Annotated in this window: 17 protein-coding genes; 6 read left to right on the forward strand and 11 right to left on the reverse strand. The window is 62.2% G+C overall.

From position 1 onward, the window contains the following. The first annotated feature begins 66 nt into the window (after positions 1–66). The 5 genes from R2834_18890 (at position 67) to R2834_18910 (ending at position 1875) form a co-directional block, all read left to right on the forward strand. A complete protein-coding gene (locus R2834_18890) occupies positions 67–333 on the forward strand; it encodes a CcmD family protein (GenBank protein MEZ4702407.1) in 267 nt (88 codons plus the stop codon). Between the two features lie 71 nt (positions 334–404). Then, positions 405–785, forward strand: coding sequence for a cytochrome c maturation protein CcmE (locus R2834_18895; protein MEZ4702408.1), 381 nt, complete (start codon positions 405–407; stop codon positions 783–785). Positions 786–886: 101 nt separating this feature from the next. Further along, the gene (locus R2834_18900) at positions 887–1210 is read left to right on the forward strand and encodes a DUF1499 domain-containing protein (GenBank protein MEZ4702409.1); all 324 of its coding nucleotides are present in this window, start codon (positions 887–889) and stop codon (positions 1208–1210) included. Between the two features lie 66 nt (positions 1211–1276). Further along, positions 1277–1555 (forward strand): type II toxin-antitoxin system RelE/ParE family toxin, encoded by a 279-nt coding sequence (locus R2834_18905; protein ID MEZ4702410.1) that lies wholly within the window; start codon positions 1277–1279, stop codon positions 1553–1555. Between the two features lie 23 nt (positions 1556–1578). Further along, a complete protein-coding gene (locus R2834_18910; protein MEZ4702411.1) occupies positions 1579–1875 on the forward strand; it encodes a HigA family addiction module antitoxin in 297 nt (98 codons plus the stop codon). 686 nt (positions 1876–2561) lie between these two features. Here R2834_18910 and R2834_18915 read toward each other — a convergent pair. After that, positions 2562–4043 (reverse strand): hypothetical protein, encoded by a 1482-nt coding sequence (locus R2834_18915; protein MEZ4702412.1) that lies wholly within the window; start codon positions 4041–4043, stop codon positions 2562–2564. A 227-nt stretch (positions 4044–4270) separates the two neighbouring features. Between R2834_18915 and R2834_18920 the strand changes: the two genes are divergently transcribed. After that, entirely contained in the window at positions 4271–4369 is a 99-nt protein-coding gene (locus tag R2834_18920; GenBank protein MEZ4702413.1) for a DUF1499 domain-containing protein, read from the forward strand. Between the two features lie 78 nt (positions 4370–4447). Here R2834_18920 and R2834_18925 read toward each other — a convergent pair whose 3' ends face one another. The 10 genes from R2834_18925 to metH all read right to left on the reverse strand — a co-directional run bounded on the left by R2834_18925 (position 4448) and on the right by metH (position 17195). Then, entirely contained in the window at positions 4448–4822 is a 375-nt protein-coding gene (locus R2834_18925) for a DoxX family protein (GenBank protein MEZ4702414.1), read from the reverse strand. 361 nt (positions 4823–5183) lie between these two features. Next, positions 5184–6599, reverse strand: coding sequence for a magnesium transporter (gene mgtE / locus R2834_18930; GenBank protein ID MEZ4702415.1), 1416 nt, complete (start codon positions 6597–6599; stop codon positions 5184–5186). 11 nt (positions 6600–6610) lie between these two features. Next, the gene (rsmA, locus tag R2834_18935) at positions 6611–7402 is read right to left on the reverse strand and encodes a 16S rRNA (adenine(1518)-N(6)/adenine(1519)-N(6))-dimethyltransferase RsmA (GenBank protein ID MEZ4702416.1); all 792 of its coding nucleotides are present in this window, start codon (positions 7400–7402) and stop codon (positions 6611–6613) included. A 3-nt stretch (positions 7403–7405) separates the two neighbouring features. Further along, on the reverse strand, positions 7406–8503 hold the full coding sequence (locus R2834_18940) for a VWA domain-containing protein (GenBank protein ID MEZ4702417.1): 1098 nt from the start codon (positions 8501–8503) through the stop codon (positions 7406–7408). 112 nt (positions 8504–8615) lie between these two features. Continuing rightward, the gene (locus R2834_18945; protein MEZ4702418.1) at positions 8616–9773 is read right to left on the reverse strand and encodes a hypothetical protein; all 1158 of its coding nucleotides are present in this window, start codon (positions 9771–9773) and stop codon (positions 8616–8618) included. A 378-nt stretch (positions 9774–10151) separates the two neighbouring features. Continuing rightward, positions 10152–10751, reverse strand: coding sequence for a biotin transporter BioY (locus R2834_18950; protein MEZ4702419.1), 600 nt, complete (start codon positions 10749–10751; stop codon positions 10152–10154). Positions 10752–10785: 34 nt separating this feature from the next. Further along, the gene (locus R2834_18955; GenBank protein ID MEZ4702420.1) at positions 10786–11301 is read right to left on the reverse strand and encodes a GDYXXLXY domain-containing protein; all 516 of its coding nucleotides are present in this window, start codon (positions 11299–11301) and stop codon (positions 10786–10788) included. After that, on the reverse strand, positions 11298–12362 hold the full coding sequence (locus R2834_18960; GenBank protein MEZ4702421.1) for a DUF4401 domain-containing protein: 1065 nt from the start codon (positions 12360–12362) through the stop codon (positions 11298–11300). The genes R2834_18955 and R2834_18960 overlap by 4 nt, the downstream gene beginning before the upstream one ends. Next, complete coding sequence (locus tag R2834_18965) at positions 12359–13345, reverse strand: DUF2157 domain-containing protein (GenBank protein ID MEZ4702422.1); 987 nt, start codon at positions 13343–13345, stop codon at positions 12359–12361. Before R2834_18965 ends, R2834_18960 begins: the two co-directional genes overlap by 4 nt. Before the next feature lie 124 nt (positions 13346–13469). Continuing rightward, positions 13470–17195 (reverse strand): methionine synthase, encoded by a 3726-nt coding sequence (gene metH / locus R2834_18970; protein ID MEZ4702423.1) that lies wholly within the window; start codon positions 17193–17195, stop codon positions 13470–13472. Position 17196: the final 1 nt, after the last annotated feature.

Raw genomic sequence — 17196 nt, forward strand, 5'->3', positions numbered from 1 at the left:
CACCTGCAGGATCATGGCTGATGCGCCAATGGCCGGCGCCCGAAGCACCCATAGCTCTACCGTTTTATGACCATCCATCCGATATTCCAGGAAGCGCCGCAGGAAGCCGGCCAGGCGGACGACGCGATCCACACCGCGTACGACAGCACCTGGGCGATCCAGCAAATTCCTGAACGTGGGCCCGTAGGCTCGGAGCGCTTTATGCTTGCCGAAGACAAACTGTTCGTCGTACTCGCGGTCGTCCTGATCATCTGGGCGGGAATCTCATTGTTTCTCATCCGGAGCGACCGCAAATTGACCCGACTGGAGAAGGCCCTCAAGGAACGAAGCTGACCAGCCGGCATTCATTACGATACCGCCTTGAACCGGGCGTCGACACCACGATCACGATCCTGCACAGGACCATGAAAATAAAAAACATCCTCGCACTCGCCCTCGGCATTGTATTCGTCGGGGTGCTGTTCATGAACTTCGGCAGCTCGGTGGGCGGCTACATGGATTTCCAGGAGGCCCAGGCCTCGGGTTCGTCGGCGCACGTGGTGGGCACGTGGGCGAACGACCATCCGATCAACTACGACCCGCAGACGAACACGTTCACGTTCCACATGCGGGATGAAAACGGCACCCTGCTGAAGGTCGAGTACCCGAACCCGAAGCCGGCCAACTTCGAGGACGCCGAAAAGCTGGTGATCGAAGGCAAGATCAAGGGCGATGTCTTCGCCGCCGAGCATATCCTGGTGAAGTGCCCGTCGAAGTATAACGACACCAACGTGATGGGGACGTGAGCTTGATCCCGTTACCCTTTTCAGGAAGGCCGGCGCTGCGCCTCGCAGCCGCCGGCTTTTTCGTTTTCAGCCTCCTCTTCGCGCAAGCGATGTCCGATCCCGTGCCCCCCTGTCCCGAGACGCCGAACTGCGCCCGGGAATCCGCCAGTTTCCCCGTCGCGCCGGACACCCTCCGCGCCCGGGCCCGCGCCGCGCTGGAGGCGATGGGCCCCGGCTCGATCGAAGTCACCGACGAGGGCGCGTTCCACGCCGTCTTCCGGGTCGTGATTTTCCTGGACGACGTGCATGTCGCCGTAGCGCCCGACTCCGCCGGCAGCACCCTGACAATCCGCAGCGCCAGCCGGGTAGGGCACAGCGACCTGGGTGTGAATGCGCGGCGGGTCAGGCGGTTCTGGAGCATATTGAAAGCAAGTGAATCGAAATAAAAAGCCGATTGACACCCGAAACGTTACGGGTTACATTCGGTATATCCCAGCACAACGCTCCCCAGCTTGATACAGTCCTTCCGACATAAGGGATTAAAACGTCTGTTCGAGGAGGACGACCGTTCCCGCGTCAATCAGGAGCACGTCGCCCGACTCCGACGCATACTGACGCAGCTGGAATTTGCACAACGTATCGAGGACATGAACGCCCCAGGCTGGGGACTACATGCGCTGAAAGGCGATCTGAAAGGTTTCTGGGCAGTTAAAGTGAGCGGCAACTGGCGCGTGACGTTTCGTTTCGATGAAGGACACGCCTGGGATGTCGATTATATCGATTACCACTGACAACAAGCGATACGACCATGCGGATGCGTAATCCAGTCCACCCGGGTGAAATACTGCGGGAAGAATACCTCCAGCCTCTGGGCCTGAGCATTACGACGGCCGCCGAAAAAATCGGAGTAACTCGGAAAGCGCTCTCCGAACTGGTCAACGAGCGTTCCGGCGTAAGCCCGCTGATGGCGTGGCGGCTCTCCATCGCCTTCGACACCAGCCCCGAGTTGTGGACCAATATGCAGACAGGCTACGACCTGGCTCAGGAGCGTGACAACCCGGCGCTATCGGCGGTGCAGAATATCTATCGGCCTGAGGGCGTGGCGCGTTGAAAAGCCGGCGAGGATTCTATTATGCGTCCGCCTCTTGGTCATCCCGAGGGAGATGTTCGAGTATGCTCTGTCATTAGTGAAGCGCTCCAATGCCGGCACACTTGACAACATTATTTCCTTCCACGTCACTTCGTGATGCCCGGCCGCATGCTCCCCGTCAGCGAGAATGACTACCTCGCGGCCAATGATATCGAAGACTCGCAGATCGATCACCCCATCCTGCGGCAGATCCGATCCGATCGTTGTGGACGGGTTAAATGGGTTCGGATAATTCTGGTCGAGTATTATCTTCCTGGGCGCCTCGACCTGCAACTCGATGACCCGGGATCCAATCCGCGCTCCGCTATCTGTAAAAACCCCAAACGAGAGGTGCTCCGTAGCACGAATAGGAGCACTTCGATCTATCGAGAAAGAAAATCTAAAAGCCCCTCCCCTCCTGATGCTATCGATGAAATAGCACTTTCTCTTTCATCCAGCCTCAACCACGAAGGTGCTTGCTCTACCCTCACGGCAACACGCTCCGATGTTCGAGATCCGCTGTTCACCACGGAAAGCTCATCTGGTTGCCCTCAGTCGCGAACGGAATGAGGTAGGCTTCACCTGCTTTCTTGGCGCTTTCCTGACCATAGGCCTGCACAGTGAATACCATTGCAATAAAAAGGGGAGACCACGTCATCATAATACCTTTATTGAATACGGATCCTGAGGGCATTCACCGCCGGATTTGTTATTTCGAAAGACGTCCCCGGCCCAATGGTTCGAGTCGCCACCACTTGGCCATTTGCCATTTCTTCCACTATCATCGCCTGGCCTTGACCAATACCGGCCGTTTCAATCGTTACCGGATATGCGCTGGACTGTATCACCACAGTACCAAGACTCCCCTCGACTAGATCGCTGCCAAGTGTATATCGTGCATCGAAGCTATCGGGCACAGGAGGAATGGGCGGCAAGGCGTGTGAATGCCGGTGCTGAGTTGGTAGGTTTCCTCCCATAAACAGCATCCGACTTTTCCCGGTCCTATCGCGCAGGACAAGAGATGTAAATCCATTCTCTTCAGGGCGGAATGCCGCAAACGCGCGTTGTCTCTTACCAGGAGCCGCCGAACAATCCAGCGTAACCTGCCCGCTGGCTATGGTCTTTACCCAATACCCTTTACCCTGCTCGAACGAAGTAGGATTAACGTATTGTCCATCCCAACCGAATATCAATTCATTGCCTTCTCCCTCGATGATTCCCCCTGGGTCGTCAATTGATGAGATGTCGAATTCACAGCTCGGCCCAGCCACCAGATTCCATCCTTCACCAAGATCTAATGTTATAACTTCTACTACGGTACCTATTACGGTCTGATTGCCCGCGGTCCGTGACCAGGCCCAATAGCCTTTACCCATCTCCAACTCCTCTTGGCTTACATAGGCCACACCTGACCATACAAACGGAGGTTGCTCAAGTAATATTTCATCAAATATGGTTTTATAGTTGCTAGAAGGTGGTTGAAGTGGTAATCCAATCATTAAATAGCTACCATTTAAAGGTATATTAACTTCTGAAGGAGGAAATACTCCCAATATATTTCGACTATATCCCTCAATAAATGGCTTTACACTATAATACTCGCTTTCATATCTATCGAGTGCGTTCTTCAGTTCCGAGCCATCACCAATTCTACCCATGATCTGCAATGTCGCAACCTGTAGTTGCCAGGCTGCAGCAGTTGCTGCTCTCAACGTTTCAACTTCTTCGGTAAATTCAACAGGCGTATCCTTAGTCAATTCGCGATATGCTTGATTCAGCGTAGCGTGATCCGTCGCAGTGTCAAGATATACTCGCCGCAATATAACTTTTGATGCCTCAGTATTGATGGCCTCTAGCAACAGTAATAACCCCTCGTATCTACCTGCCTGCATTGTCTCCGGGTACTCTATTAAGTTGGCCGGTAAAACAATCTTTTCACTTATTTTATCCACATACCCATCTGGATCTGACAGCATCCTTTTTAGGGCGTCTGATGTGGGTGTGTCTGGATAATATACCCCATCAGGAGATGATAGTAACAACACAATATCACTCTCAATCTGGCCTGATTGTGCATTTGATGCGTAGTGAAATAGCATAATGCTAATAACAAATGCCAGAAGCATGGCTTTGCCGAATGTTCTCTTCATGTTATTGCTGTATATGAAGAACTGGATTAGTCCGAGCCAGATCCGTTTCTGCTTCTCAGGGCTTTCGCACCGACCCCGACATGGCTTCAAAACAATCTATAAGACAGGGGTAAAGCAGGCCTTCAGTCAGCGCAAATGCCGGAGAGAGGGCTTCAGGATGGCGCCGAGCGGTGTTTTTTACGGCCGATGTGCTGGTGGGCGTGTAGGCCGATGGGGCCGGCAGCACGTTGACGATCCGCAGCAAAAGTCGCGTGGGTCACAGCGATCTTGGGGTCAACCGGCGGCGGGTGCCGCGGTACTGGTGTATGCTACTGGACGAAGGATGAGACCGGTCGACGTTGTGTCGCATGCACGTTCCCGGATCAGGCCGCAGGGATGCGGTAAACCGATGCGCGAGGATGCGCCTAGGGGAGGATCGGCCGGAGGACATGCCGGCCATACGCCACGAAGGCCATGAGCAGGCCAAGCGCAACACTCATCACGATGGGCGAGATCTCGTAGTACTTGAGGTGCACGAACACGAAGACCAGCGTTTCGGCGGCCAAGAGTGATGCGGCCAGGACGGTAAGTTGCGGCTGCCACCGCAGTGCGCTGGGGACGATCAGACCTACGACGCAAACGAGCTCCAGTATGCCCAGCCCCATCCAGACCTCCCGGGGCAACGCGCCGAAGGAAGCTACGTCCTGACTGACCGTATCGAACATGAAGATTTTCATGACCGCCGACGAGCCAAAAATGAGCGCGGCGAGCACTTGCAGAACCCAGAGCAGCACGTTCATAGCACATTACTCCATCGGTTTCACCCCCGTCATGCCGGGGTGCAGGCCCCAACATGATGTGTGAACATGTGATACGCCGGCGTTATCGCTTGTTCCAGCCCTGCGTGGCAAGGCGGAAGTCGCGAGGCTCCTATCCAAAACCACCTATCGCCTCGGACTCGCATACTTCAGTGGCGCGCAGTTGAAAAGTATGGAAGCATACCACATCTTCATACCGAGCCCGGCGAAGCATCAATCCAAGGCGCTACGCCCGGCGACAACGGCATGGGTCGCCTTTCAGTCAGATTACCTTCCATTAGTCACTTCGCTCGTTTCTTCAAGGCGTTCAGTATGACAGGCGCGCATGAGTGCTTAAGACCACTTACAGATAAATAAGCGTCGCGATCAGGAAGTAGACGGTGAGCCCCAGGATATCGTTCAGCGTCGTGATAAACGGCCCCGCCGCCAGCGCGGGGTCGATGCCGAATTTATCGAGGAGGAGGGGGACGAAGGTGCCGATCATCGTCGCGAACATGACGATGCAGATGAGGGACAGGCCGGTCGTCATGGCGAGGTGGACGGGGTCGGAGACGGTGGCGGCGAAGCTATCGACGAGGTGGGGTAAAATCATGATCGCGCCGGCCACGAGGGACGCCAGACAAAGCCCGTTGATCAGCGCCGCGGTCGACTCCTTCCCCAGCCGGCGAATGACGTCGCTCGTCCACACGTCCCCCGAGGCGAGGCCCTGCACGATGATGGCGGAGCTTTGTATCCCCACGTTGCCGGCCGTCGACATCATAATCGGTAAAAACGAGGCCAGCACCACGGCGGCCTCCAGCGCGTGCTCGAAGCTGCCGATCACCATCCCCGAGAAGCCGGCGCCGAGCAGGCCGGCCATCAGCCAGGGCAGCCGGCCGCGCGAAATCCGCAAAACGGAGTCGGTCCGTTCGAGGCCGCCCGTCACGCCGCTCATCAGCTGGATGTCTTCCTCGGCCTCCTCGCGGATGACGTCGACCACGTCGTCGATCGTGATGCGCCCGATCAGGCGGCCCTCGGCGTCGACGACGGGGAGCACCACGAGGTCGTACCGTTCCATGATGCGGGCGACTTCCTCCTGGTCGAGTTCGGTGGTCACCGCCTCGAAGTCGGTCTTCATCAGCGCGTCGATCCGCGCGTTCGCGGGCGAGAGCAGGAGCTGCTTGAGCGACACGACGCCTTCGAGGTGGCCCTCCTCATCGACGACGTACACCGCGTAGATCGGCTCGATGTGTTCGGCGAGCCGGCGCACCTCTTCGGTCACCTGCGCCACGGTCCACGAATGCAGCGCCGGCACGTACTCGCGCTGCATGATGCCGCCGGCGGACTCCTCGTCGTACGCCAGCAGTTCACGAACGTGGTGCGCATCCTCCAGCCCGTGGAGCACCTGCTCGGCCATCTCGTCGGGCAGGTCGGCGAGGATGTCCGTCGCATCGTCGGTGTCGAGGTTATCGAGCAGCTCCGAGATGCGGCCGGGGCGCGATTCCTCGAGCAGGCCGGTCCGGATGTCGCTGTCGAGTTCGGCCAGGACGTCGCCGCCCACTTCGACGGGCAGGTGGTCGAACAGGAGCTGGGCGTCTTCCTCGGCGAGGTGCGAGATGAGGTTGGCCAGATCGGCGGGGTGGAGGTCCGCGATCAGGTTATTCAGCATGCCACGGTCGTCCGCCCGCAGCAGCGCGGAGATGTCGTCGACGAGTTCGTCGTCGACTTCCAGCGAGCTACCCTTTCGGTCTCGATTGTCGTCCATCACGGGATTCGCCATGTTTTCGGTCCTCATTCATGGATGACAGGAGCTAGATGACGCGCCAGCGCGACGAAGTCGGCCGGCGACAGGGTTTCGGGCCGGAGGCCGGCGACCGATTCGGGCAGTTCAACGCCGCGGGCCGATGTCAGGGCGCGCAGGCTGTTGCGCAGGGTCTTCCGCCGCTGGTTGAAGGCCGTCCGCACGACGGTGCGCAAAAACGACACCTCGTCGCCGGCGGCGAGCGCCTCGTGGCGCCGGAAGGTCAATCGAACAACCGAACTCTCCACATCAGGTTTCGGGAAGAAGACGTTCCTCGACACATTAAACAGGAGTTCGGCGTCGGCCTGGAGCTGGACGAGCACGCTGAGGATCCCGTACGTCTTGCTCCCCGGGCCGGCCACGAGCCGTTCGGCGACTTCGCGCTGCATCATCAGCACGGCCTCCGCGAACAGCGCATCGTGGTCCAGCAGGTCGAAAACGATGGGACTGGTGATGTTGTACGGCAGGTTGCCGATCACATGGAGCGGCCCCGCTCCTTCCGCCGCCACCGCCGGCCAGTCGACCTTCAGCACATCGACATGCCGCACATCGACGCCGGGGAGGGTCTCGTCCAGATAGGCCACCGCGCGTTCATCCACCTCGATGGCGAGGAACCGCTCGAAGCGCTCGGCGAGGTGCGTCGTGAGCGCACCGGTGCCGGGTCCGATCTCCACCACGCGCGCGCCGGCGTCGGCGCGCAGGGCATGGACGATCTTGAGCTGGAGGTTACGGTCGTGAAGAAAGTGCTGGCCGAGCCGTTTGTTGGGTTGAATGCCGGACATCCGTCACCGCATGCGTTTACGCCTGTTGCGGATAAAATCCTCGAAGAGAAATTCCCCGAGGTTATCCAGGCTCGCATAATACGCCCGGCCCTGATTCGCTTCTGTTAACTCGCGCACAAAATTCTGGAGGTACGGATCCCTCGCGATCATGAACGTGGTGATGGCGATCCCCTCCCGCCGGCACACGACTGCCTCGTCGAGCACCTTGTTGACGATCCGCCGGTCCAGCCCGAACGCGTTCCGGTACATCCGGCCGTATTCGATGTGACAGCTCGGCTTGCCGTCGGTGATCATGAAGATCTGCTTGTTGCGGTTCTTCCGCCGGCGCAGGATGTCGCGCGCCCGCTGCAGGCCGGACCGGGTGTTCGTGTAATACGGACCCACGTTGAGATACGGCAGATCCTTGATCGACACCTCCCACGCCTCGTTGCCGAACGCCACGATATCCAGCGTGTCCTTGGGGTAGCGGGTGAGGATGAGTTCGGACAGCGCCATGGCGGTCTTGCGCGCCGGCGTGATGCGGTCCTCGCCGTAGAGCACCATCGAGTGCGACAGGTCGATCATCAGGACCGTCGCCATGCTGGTCTGGAAGTCGGTTTCGTAGACCTGGAAATCGTCTTCGGACAGATTCCAGTCGCCGGCGCCGCAGCGCTTGAAGGTGTTGGCGAGCGTCCCGCTCACGTCGATCAGGCTGACGTCGTCGCCGAACTGCCAGTTGCGGGTTTCGGGCATCCGTTCGTCGCCCCGGCCCACGTGCGGCGTCTTGTGGTCTCCGCGTCCGCCCTTGCGCAGCTGGCGGAACACCTCTTCGAGCGAGCGGGAGCGGATCGAGCGCTCCATGCGCGCCGTGATGCGCGGCACGCCCTGTTCGCCCTCTTCCAGAAAGCCGCGTCGCTTCATCTCTTCGATAAAATCGCCGATGCCCATCGACTCGTCCGTCAGCCCGTACTTCCGGTCGAGCTGAGTCAGCCAGTTCAGCGCCTCGCGGGCATCGCCGGCGGTATGCTGCAGGAGCTGCTGGAAGATATCCATCAGCCGATCAAACGCCGGCAGCTGCTCGCCGTGTCGTTCGTCGTCCCAGGCGGTGTAGCGGATGTACATGCGATTAGCGAAAACGATTAGCGATTAGGGATTAGCGAATAACGATTGGCGATTGGAGGCTGGCAAGCATCCCTCACCAATCGCTACTCTTTAATCGCTATTCGCTAATCCTTCAGCCCTGATACGGCTTTTTAAGGTATTCCTCAGCGCGGTCGTGCGCGCCGGCCCAGTCATCGAGCTTGAGGACCTGACGGTAGTATGCCTCAGCGCGGCTCCGGTTCTTGAGGGCGTCGTTTATCATCCCGAGCCGCAGGTAGCCGAGCACCTTGAAGCCCGACGGCACGCCATCGCGGTCGAGTATCCGTTCGAGCCGCTCGAAGGATGCGAGGGCGGCGTCGTATTCGCGATAGGCCATCTGGCTGCGGCCGAGGTAATAAAAGGCCTGCTCGGCGATGGCGTCGCTGTACCCCGGCTCGCCGGCGTCGTAGCGCCGCACCACGTCCTCCATGATCTCCGCCGCCTGGCGCCACCGCCCCCAGCGAACGTACACGCGGCCCTCGAACGCGTGGAAAAAGGAGTTCCTGGGATGCTCCTTCCGCAGCCACTGGATGTATTCCAGACTGTGCTTGTAGTCCTCCTCGTAACCGTAATAGATCTGCAGAAGGAAATACGCCGCCTCGGTGCGGATAAAATACCCCTCGTCCATCGTGCGCCGCAGTTCGGCGAGCCCCCGGTCGATGTCGCCCTTTGGCATGAACAGGGTGAACGGCCGCACCATCGGGTACTGCCGCGGGATGACCACCGAAAAATAGTCGTAGATCCCTTTGCCGAACACGTAGTCGGCGTTCGATGGGTCCTTCTCGGCGATCTTCATCACGTAGTCGAGCGCGTTTTTACCGTCGAGCGCGGCCTTCATCCACTGACCGCGGTTCGACTTGAGCCGGCCGCTGAAGCCGTGCGCGGCGCCTTTGAAGAAGATGGCGTCGAAGTCGTCCCGGTCTCGCTTGAGCATCCGGTTCGATCGGTCGATGACCACGTCCATTTCATGGAAAAACGCATCGTCGTATTCCGTCGAGGTGAGATCGATCATGATGTCCCACCAGATGTTCAGCCCTTTGAGGAAGGGGCCGACGGGATGATCGGGATACAGCGCCTCGATCTGGAGGAAGGCCGCGTTCGCCTCCTCCTTTTCCATGTTGTACAGATGCTCCAGGCCGATCTTGCCCAGTTCGCGAACGCGCGGGTCGTCGAGGATCGTGCCGCCGCGGGACTGGGCGTGCACGGACAGGGTGGACAGCCCGGCGACGAGCAGATGAAGTAATATGGCCATGAGGGCCGGACGGAGAGCCCAGTAGCGACGGAGTGCGGTCATCCTCGAATCAAATGCGGGTACTACGCCTCCCCTCGTCATCCCCAACTCGATTGGGGATCCAAGCAACCAAACAGTCTTGCATGGATCCCCGCTTTCGCGAGGATGACGTATTCGCCTCGTCACACCTAATACAATACCAAAGACCCGATCACGACGGCTTGCCTCCGACGCAATCGGGAGGTGACGGCTACGATCGAAATCCTTTCTATCCAACCTGAAACCCATTTCGTGTAACATAGAGCCATTTACAAAGCGAAAGGGCATCCCATGGAATGCCCTTTCGTGCTAGGTTCTATCGTCGTGACGGCGGGGATGGTTCCTCCCCCGCCAGGGTGCTCAGCGCACAGGGCGCTCGGGCCAGAAGCGGCGGGTGCCGGTGTAGACGAGACTGACGAAGAGGATCTTGGCGAGGTCGACCGGCAGGAACGAAAGCCATCCCTTCACGATCGACTCGCTCCACGTCGCGTGGTTCGCCGCGTAATGGAGCCACGTCACGCCGAAGGCGAACAGGGTGAGCGACCCGAGCAGCATCGCGATCGTGCTGCCGGACAGCGTGTTCCAGTGCCGCGAGGCGCGCCCCACGACGGCGGCGGCCAGCGGCGCGCCGATCAGGTAGCCGGCCGACGCCGCGCTTGCGAGGTAGGCAAAGCCATATCCTTCGCCGGCGAACACCGGAAACACCATGCCGATCGCGAGATAAAGCAGCTGCGACAGCAGCCCCCCGCGCCATCCGAGATAGAGTCCGCTGCCGTAGATGGCGAGCGACTGCAGGGTGAACGGCACTTCCCAGATGTAGATACGCGCCTGTGCGCCCAGCGCGGTCAGCAGCGCAAAACCGACGATGCCGGCCGCCTGAACAAACGCCGAAGCGCGTTCCTGACGCAGGGCATCGACAATAGCGTGACGCGGGGATTCGACCTGGAATAATGAATGCATGGCAGTGATGAAACGTAATGGCTGAAGAACAGGCTCAGGGCGGACCCGGCAGCGGATTTCGCGCGCTGTCGCGTACGCCGGCAAGCAGCACCTGCCCCCGGGATCCGACGCGGAGTTCGGCATACCGGGCCTGCCGGTAATAGTCGGCCTGGTCCTGTTCGATAAAAAAGGCTTCGGCCCCGACGCAGAGGTGATCCACGCAGGTACGATACCGCAAGATACGCTCTTGCGGCGAAAGTTCATCGCCTTCGCCGAAGTAGCGAACCTCCGTACCCACTCGGTTGCTGTCGAGTTTCACCGCGAGCAGCCCGGAGCGCGGCGGCGCCGGCTCCCCGGCCGCGAAGCCCGTAAGCAACGGGTAGCTGAGCCGGACGTACCGGCCCTGGATGATCATCTTGTCTCCGCTGACATCGAGCGGCAGCAGCATCGGCTCGCCGTAGCGCAGCATGCGCTCTCCCTGCACGATGAGCAGGGACGGAACGGCCAGCGCCAGCATCGTCGCCGTGAAAAAGGTCCATGTTTGCCAGCGCGCCGGCGATCTTCGTCTCATGGCGTCGCCTCCTCATCGGTTTCGGGCGCCCGGTAGAGCCGCAGCACGCCGCGCATGGCCAGGAGCACCAGACCGCTGCCCATGAGCAGCAGGGAGCGGTCGAGCAGGTTCATATCGATCTCGTAGACGATATACCCCACCTGGGCCACAAACGCCGCGAGCAGAAACGCCGCCAGCGCCCGTTTGCCGCGGCCGTAGGCGAGCATCGTCAGCAGCAGCGAGGCGATGAGACCGGGGTGATCGAACGCAAAAAAGGCAAACAGCACGGCGAAGCCCAGCGCCGGCCGCGGAGCCACGCGCCGCACCACGTAGAGCAGGCCGATCGCGAGGCCGGCCGACGAGACCCAGATGCGCTGCACCGTGTAGATGGGCTCGATCTGCGCGACGAACAGCAGGGCCGGCAGCCCGAGCGTGAGCCCCAGCGCGAGAGGCTGGGCGAGCCGGGCGACGCCCCGCGCGGCGAGGGGCGATTCGTGCTCCCAGAGGTACACGGCGCCCAGCGCCATCCCGAGCACCAGGACATGCAGAAGCGCGTGCTGCTCCGATGCCGCGATCAGGGCGGCGAGACCAAACACCGCGACCAGCACGCTCAGCAGCCGGTGGATGGGGCTGGGATGGATGAAAAAAAGCAGCGCCGCCACGCCGGCCAGCGACGCCCACGTCCATTCCGGATTCTCCCAGATCTGATAGACGCCGACCGCCGCGCAGGCCTGGCCGGCCAGCCCCAGCGCGACCCCGAGCTGTTGCAGGAACATGGGCCGGCCCACATGGCCCAGCAGCACCGCCACCGCCATCAGGACGAGGCCGGCGACCAGAAACTCGGGGCCTTCGTCGACCCAGTCCACCGCGATCAAAAAAAACAGGATCAGCAGGCTCGCGATCCACGCGCTCGCCGACACCAGCGCGACTACATACCACGGCGCCGGCGCCTCCTCCGTCCGCTCGGACAGCGCCGCGCCCACCCGTTCGATGCCTGCCGCGTCGATATAGCCTTCCGCCGCCAGGGCGACCGTCAGATCGCCCCAGGTCGACCTGGAATCGAGAGGTTGCCGCTCGCTCATGCCCCGTTCGCCTCCTTCCCGATCGTCTGTTTGCGCAACCATCCGGCAGCGAGCGTGGAACCGCCCAGCACCGCGATCGCGGCGACCAGGAAGCCCCAGAACGACGCATCGAACGCGCGAACGATCGCCGAAGCGCCTACCGCGATGAGCGCCATAAATACCGCGGCAATCATCATCGGATCGGGGCGCACGCGCCGGTAATACCAGGTCATGCCGGCGCAGACCACCGCCAGCAGCACGACGGCCACCACCTGGAGCGCCCCATGGCTGAAGACATCGAATATGGCGTCGAGCGACGGTGATACGGTCGCGAACAGCAGCGCCGCGCCCAGCACGCGGGGCGCCCAGCGCGGGGCCAGCCACGAAGCGCCCCGCTGGATGCCTGCCTCCCACACGACCAGCGCCGCGCCGGTGATCAGGACAACGCCGACGAACGGCAACGCCTTGTTGAAGGCCACCATCCCCTCCGTGCTGTAACTCACCCACGTCGCATTTGCGAGGGCGATCGCGAGGATCCAGTTGCCGGCAAACCGGCTCGCCACCGTCCATCCCAGGATCAGGACGAGCCACAGCCCGAACAGCAGATACCAGGGCGAGCCGGTGGGATAGACCTGGCCGTACACTCCCAGCCAGACGCCGACCAGCACACTCGCCGCGATCGAGGCCGCGTGACCGACGGGTTTCCCCCAGCAGATCCAGGCGGTCCACACGCTGCCCAACAGGCCCGCAACCACCAGCGCGAACTTGTAGCGCGGCAACAGGTCGTCCCAGTTATAGGCAAAAAAGACGACGACGCCGGCGAGGACGAGCACTACGCCGAGCGCGAGCAGGGTCCGCTCGATGATGCGCCGCCACGCGCTACGATCCGGCAGGACCCGGATCAGCACGAGGGCGCGTTCGAGGGTCTCGGCGTCGATCACGCCGTCGCGCGCCAGTGCGCGCAGGGTGTGGGGCGAGGGGGGCGTTTCGGCGGATGATGGCATGGTGGGTGGACTCGATGGCGCGGATCGCCTGAAGGTTACGCGAATCCGCTCGATCACGCAATGATTCCTCCGTGTACGGCCGTTTGCGCCGGAGTTGCAGGATGGTCGCTCCGGAGAACGCCGCCTATTCCGCGGCGCCGGACACCCCGATCGCCGCCGGCACCTCCGGATCGTAGCCCAGGCGCGGCGCCAGCCAGCGCTCCATCTCCGCGAGCGGCATCGCCTTGCGGCGGGCATAGTCCTCGACCTGATCCCGCGCGATCTGCCCCACGTTGAAATAGCGCGCTTCCGGATGCGCGAAGTAGATCCCGCAGATCGACGCCGCCGGCCGCATCGCCAGGCTCTCCGTCAGCTCGATGCCGGTGTGGCGCTCCACGTCGAGCAGCGACCAGATCGTCTGTTTTTCGGTGTGATCGGGGCACGCCGGGTAGCCGGGCGCCGGGCGGATGCCCTGGTACGCCTCCCGGATCAGTTCCTCGTTCGCCAGGACCTCGTCCGCCGCATAGCCCCAGTAGGTGAGGCGAACTTCCCGGTGGAGCCATTCCGTGGCCGCCTCGGCGAGCCGGTCCGCCAGGGCCTTCACCATGATGCTGTTGTAGACATCGTTCGCCGCGTCGTAGGCCGCCGCGAGGGCCTCCACGCCGTCGCCCGCCGTGACGGCGAACAGGCCGATGTAGTCCTGCCGGCCCGAGTCGGCCGGGGCGATATAATCCGACAATGCGCGGTTGGGCCGGCCGGGCGTTTTGCGCGTCTGCTGGCGGAGCATGTGCAGGCGCGCCGCCGGCGTCGCGCGCGCCGCGTCGCCGAAGATTTCGATGTCGTCGCCAGTGCTCGCCGCGGGAAACAGACCGAAGACGGCGTGGATCGCCACCTTTCGATCCCGGATCAGCGCATCCAGCAGCCGTTCGGCGTCGTCCAGCAGCCGGCGGGCCTCCGGGCCCACTTCCGGGTCGTCGAGCAGCTGCGGGTATTTGCCCTTCAGCTCCCAGGCCGAGAAAAACGGCGACCAGTCGATAAACGGACGGATGGCATCCAGATCGATATGCCGGAGCGCGTGGATGCCGGGCTGCGCCGGCGGCACGATGGGCGCGGCCGGCCAGTCGATGACCGGCGCGTTGGCCCGGGCGGCTTCCAGCGACAGGTAGTCGGCCGTCGCCGTGCGGTGCTGGTGCGCCTCGCGCACGGCCTCGTATTCGTCCTCGATGCCGGCGACGAACGCGCCGCGCATGTCGTCGGACAGGAGCTGCGAGACCACGCCGACGCTCCGCGAGGCGTCGAGCACGTGCACGACGGCCCCCCCGTACCGGGGCGCGATCTTCACGGCGGTGTGGACGCGCGACGTCGTCGCTCCGCCGATCAACAGGGGCTGCGTCATCCCGCGGCGCTCCATCTCGCCGGCGACATGCGTCATCTCATCCAGCGACGGCGTGATGAGCCCGCTGAGGCCGATCACATCGGCGTTCTCGGCCACGGCGCGGTCGAGGATGATGTCCGCCGGCACCATCACGCCGAGGTCCACCACATCGTAATTGTTGCACGCGAGGACCACGCCGACGATGTTCTTGCCGATGTCGTGCACGTCCCCCTTGACGGTGGCCATGAGCACTTTTTTCTTGCGCTCGGCGGGCCGGCCGGCGTTCGCCGCCTCGATAAACGGGACCAGGTAAGCGACGGCCTTCTTCATCACCCGCGCGCTTTTGACGACCTGGGGCAAAAACATCTTGCCGGCCCCGAAAAGGTCGCCCACCACGTTCATCCCGGCCATCAGCGGCCCCTCGATGATGTCGAGCGGCGAGGGGTAATGCCGGCGCGCCTCTTCCGTGTCGGCCTCGACGAAATCGACGATGCCCTTCACCAGTGCATGTTTGAGGCGCTCGTCGACGGGCCCTTGCCGCCACGCGGCTTCCTGCGCGGTCTCCTCGGGGCGATCGCCCAGGGTGCCGGCGAACGTGACGAGCCGCTCCGTGGCGTCGGGCCGGCGATCGAACAGCACGTCTTCGACGCGCTCGCGCAGTTCGGGATCGATCTCTTCGTAGATGGCGAGCTGGCCGGCGTTCACGATGCCCATGTCCATGCCGGCCTGGATGGCGTGATAGAGGAATGCGGCGTGCATCGCCTCGCGCACCTCATCCTGCCCCCGAAACGAAAACGAGATGTTGCTCACGCCGCCCGAGACGTGCGTGTACGGGAGATGACGCTTGATCCAGCGCACGCACTCGATAAAATCGATGGCGTACCGGTTGTGCGCTTCAATGCCCGTGGCGACGGCAAAGATGTTCGGGTCGAAGATGATGTCTTCGGGCGGCATCCCGACGTCCTCCGTGAGCAGCCGGTACGCGCGCTGGCAGATCGCGATGCGCCGTTCGAGCGTGTCGGCCTGGCCGGCCTCGTCGAACGCCATCACGATCACCGCCGCGCCATACATCCGCGCCGCGCGGGCGTGTTCGAGAAACGTCTTTTCGCCCTCTTTCAGACTGATCGAGTTGATGACGCCCTTGCCCTGGATGCACTTGAGGCCGGCTTCGATCACGCTCCACTTCGACGAATCGAGGACGATGGGCACCCGCGCGATGTCCGGCTCCGTCGCGATCAGGTGGAGAAAATGGACCATCGAGGCCTCGCTGTCGAGCATGGCCTCGTCCATGTTGATGTCGATCATCTGCGCGCCGTTCTCGACCTGCTGCCGCGCCACGGCGAGCGCCTCGTCGAACAGTCCGTCCTTGATCAGGCGGGCGAACCGGCGGGAGCCCGTGACGTTCGTCCGCTCCCCGATGTTGACGAAGTTGGTTTCGGGCCGGAATTCCAGCGGTTCGAGGCCGCTGAGCCGGAGCCGCGGCGGGACGGCCGGCACGGTCCGCGGGGCGATGTCGGCCACGGTTTCGGCCAGACGGCGGATGTGCGCCGGCGTCGTGCCGCAGCATCCGCCGACGATGTTGACAAAGCCTTCGCGCGCATAGGCTTCCGCCTGCGCGGCCATAAAGTCGGCCGTCTCGTCGTAGCCCCCGAACGCGTTCGGCAGGCCGGCGTTGGGGTACAGACTCGTCGGCACCGTCGCCACACGCGCCAGCGCCTCGATAAACGGACGCATCTGCGCCGACCCGAGCGCGCAGTTCAGCCCCACGCTGAGCAGCCGGGGCGTATGGGCGATGGAGAGCCAGAACGCCTCGGGCGTCTGGCCGGAGAGCGTGCGGCCGCTCTGGTCGACGATCGTGCCCGATATCATCACCGGCAGCGCCACGCCGCTCTCGCGCGCATGCCGCTGGATCGCGACGAGCGCGGCCTTGGCGTTGAGCGTGTCGAACACGGTTTCGACGAGCAGGACGTCGACCCCGCCATCGACCAGGCCGGCGACCTGCTCCTGGTAGGCTGCCGCCAGGTCGTCGAACGAAATGGCGCGGAAGCCGGGATCGTTGACGTCGGGGGAAAGCGAGAGCGACTTGTTAGCCGGCCCGATGGCGCCGGCCACGAAACGCGGCTTTTCGGGCGTGCGCGCGGTCGCGGCGTCGGCCGCTTCCCGGGCGATGCGGGCGGCGGCGACGTTGATCTCGTACGCCAGATCCTCCATCCGGTAGTCGGCCTGGACGACGGACAGCGCGTTGAAGGTATTCGTCTCGATGAGATCGGCGCCGGCGTCCAGAAACTGCGTATGGATGCTCCGGATCATGTCCGGTCGCGTGAGAACGAGGAGGTCGTTGTTCCCTTTGAGCGGTGTGGGATGGGAGGCGAAACGGTCGCCGCGATAATCCTCCTCGGCCGGCTTGTACGACTGGATCATGGTGCCCATCGCACCGTCGAGCACAAGGATTCGCGAGGTCAGCAGGTGGTGCAATCGATGAAACGTATCGCTCATG

Source organism: Rhodothermales bacterium, from assembly GCA_041391505.1.
Lineage (GTDB): Bacteria > Bacteroidota > Rhodothermia > Rhodothermales > JAHQVL01 > JAWKNW01.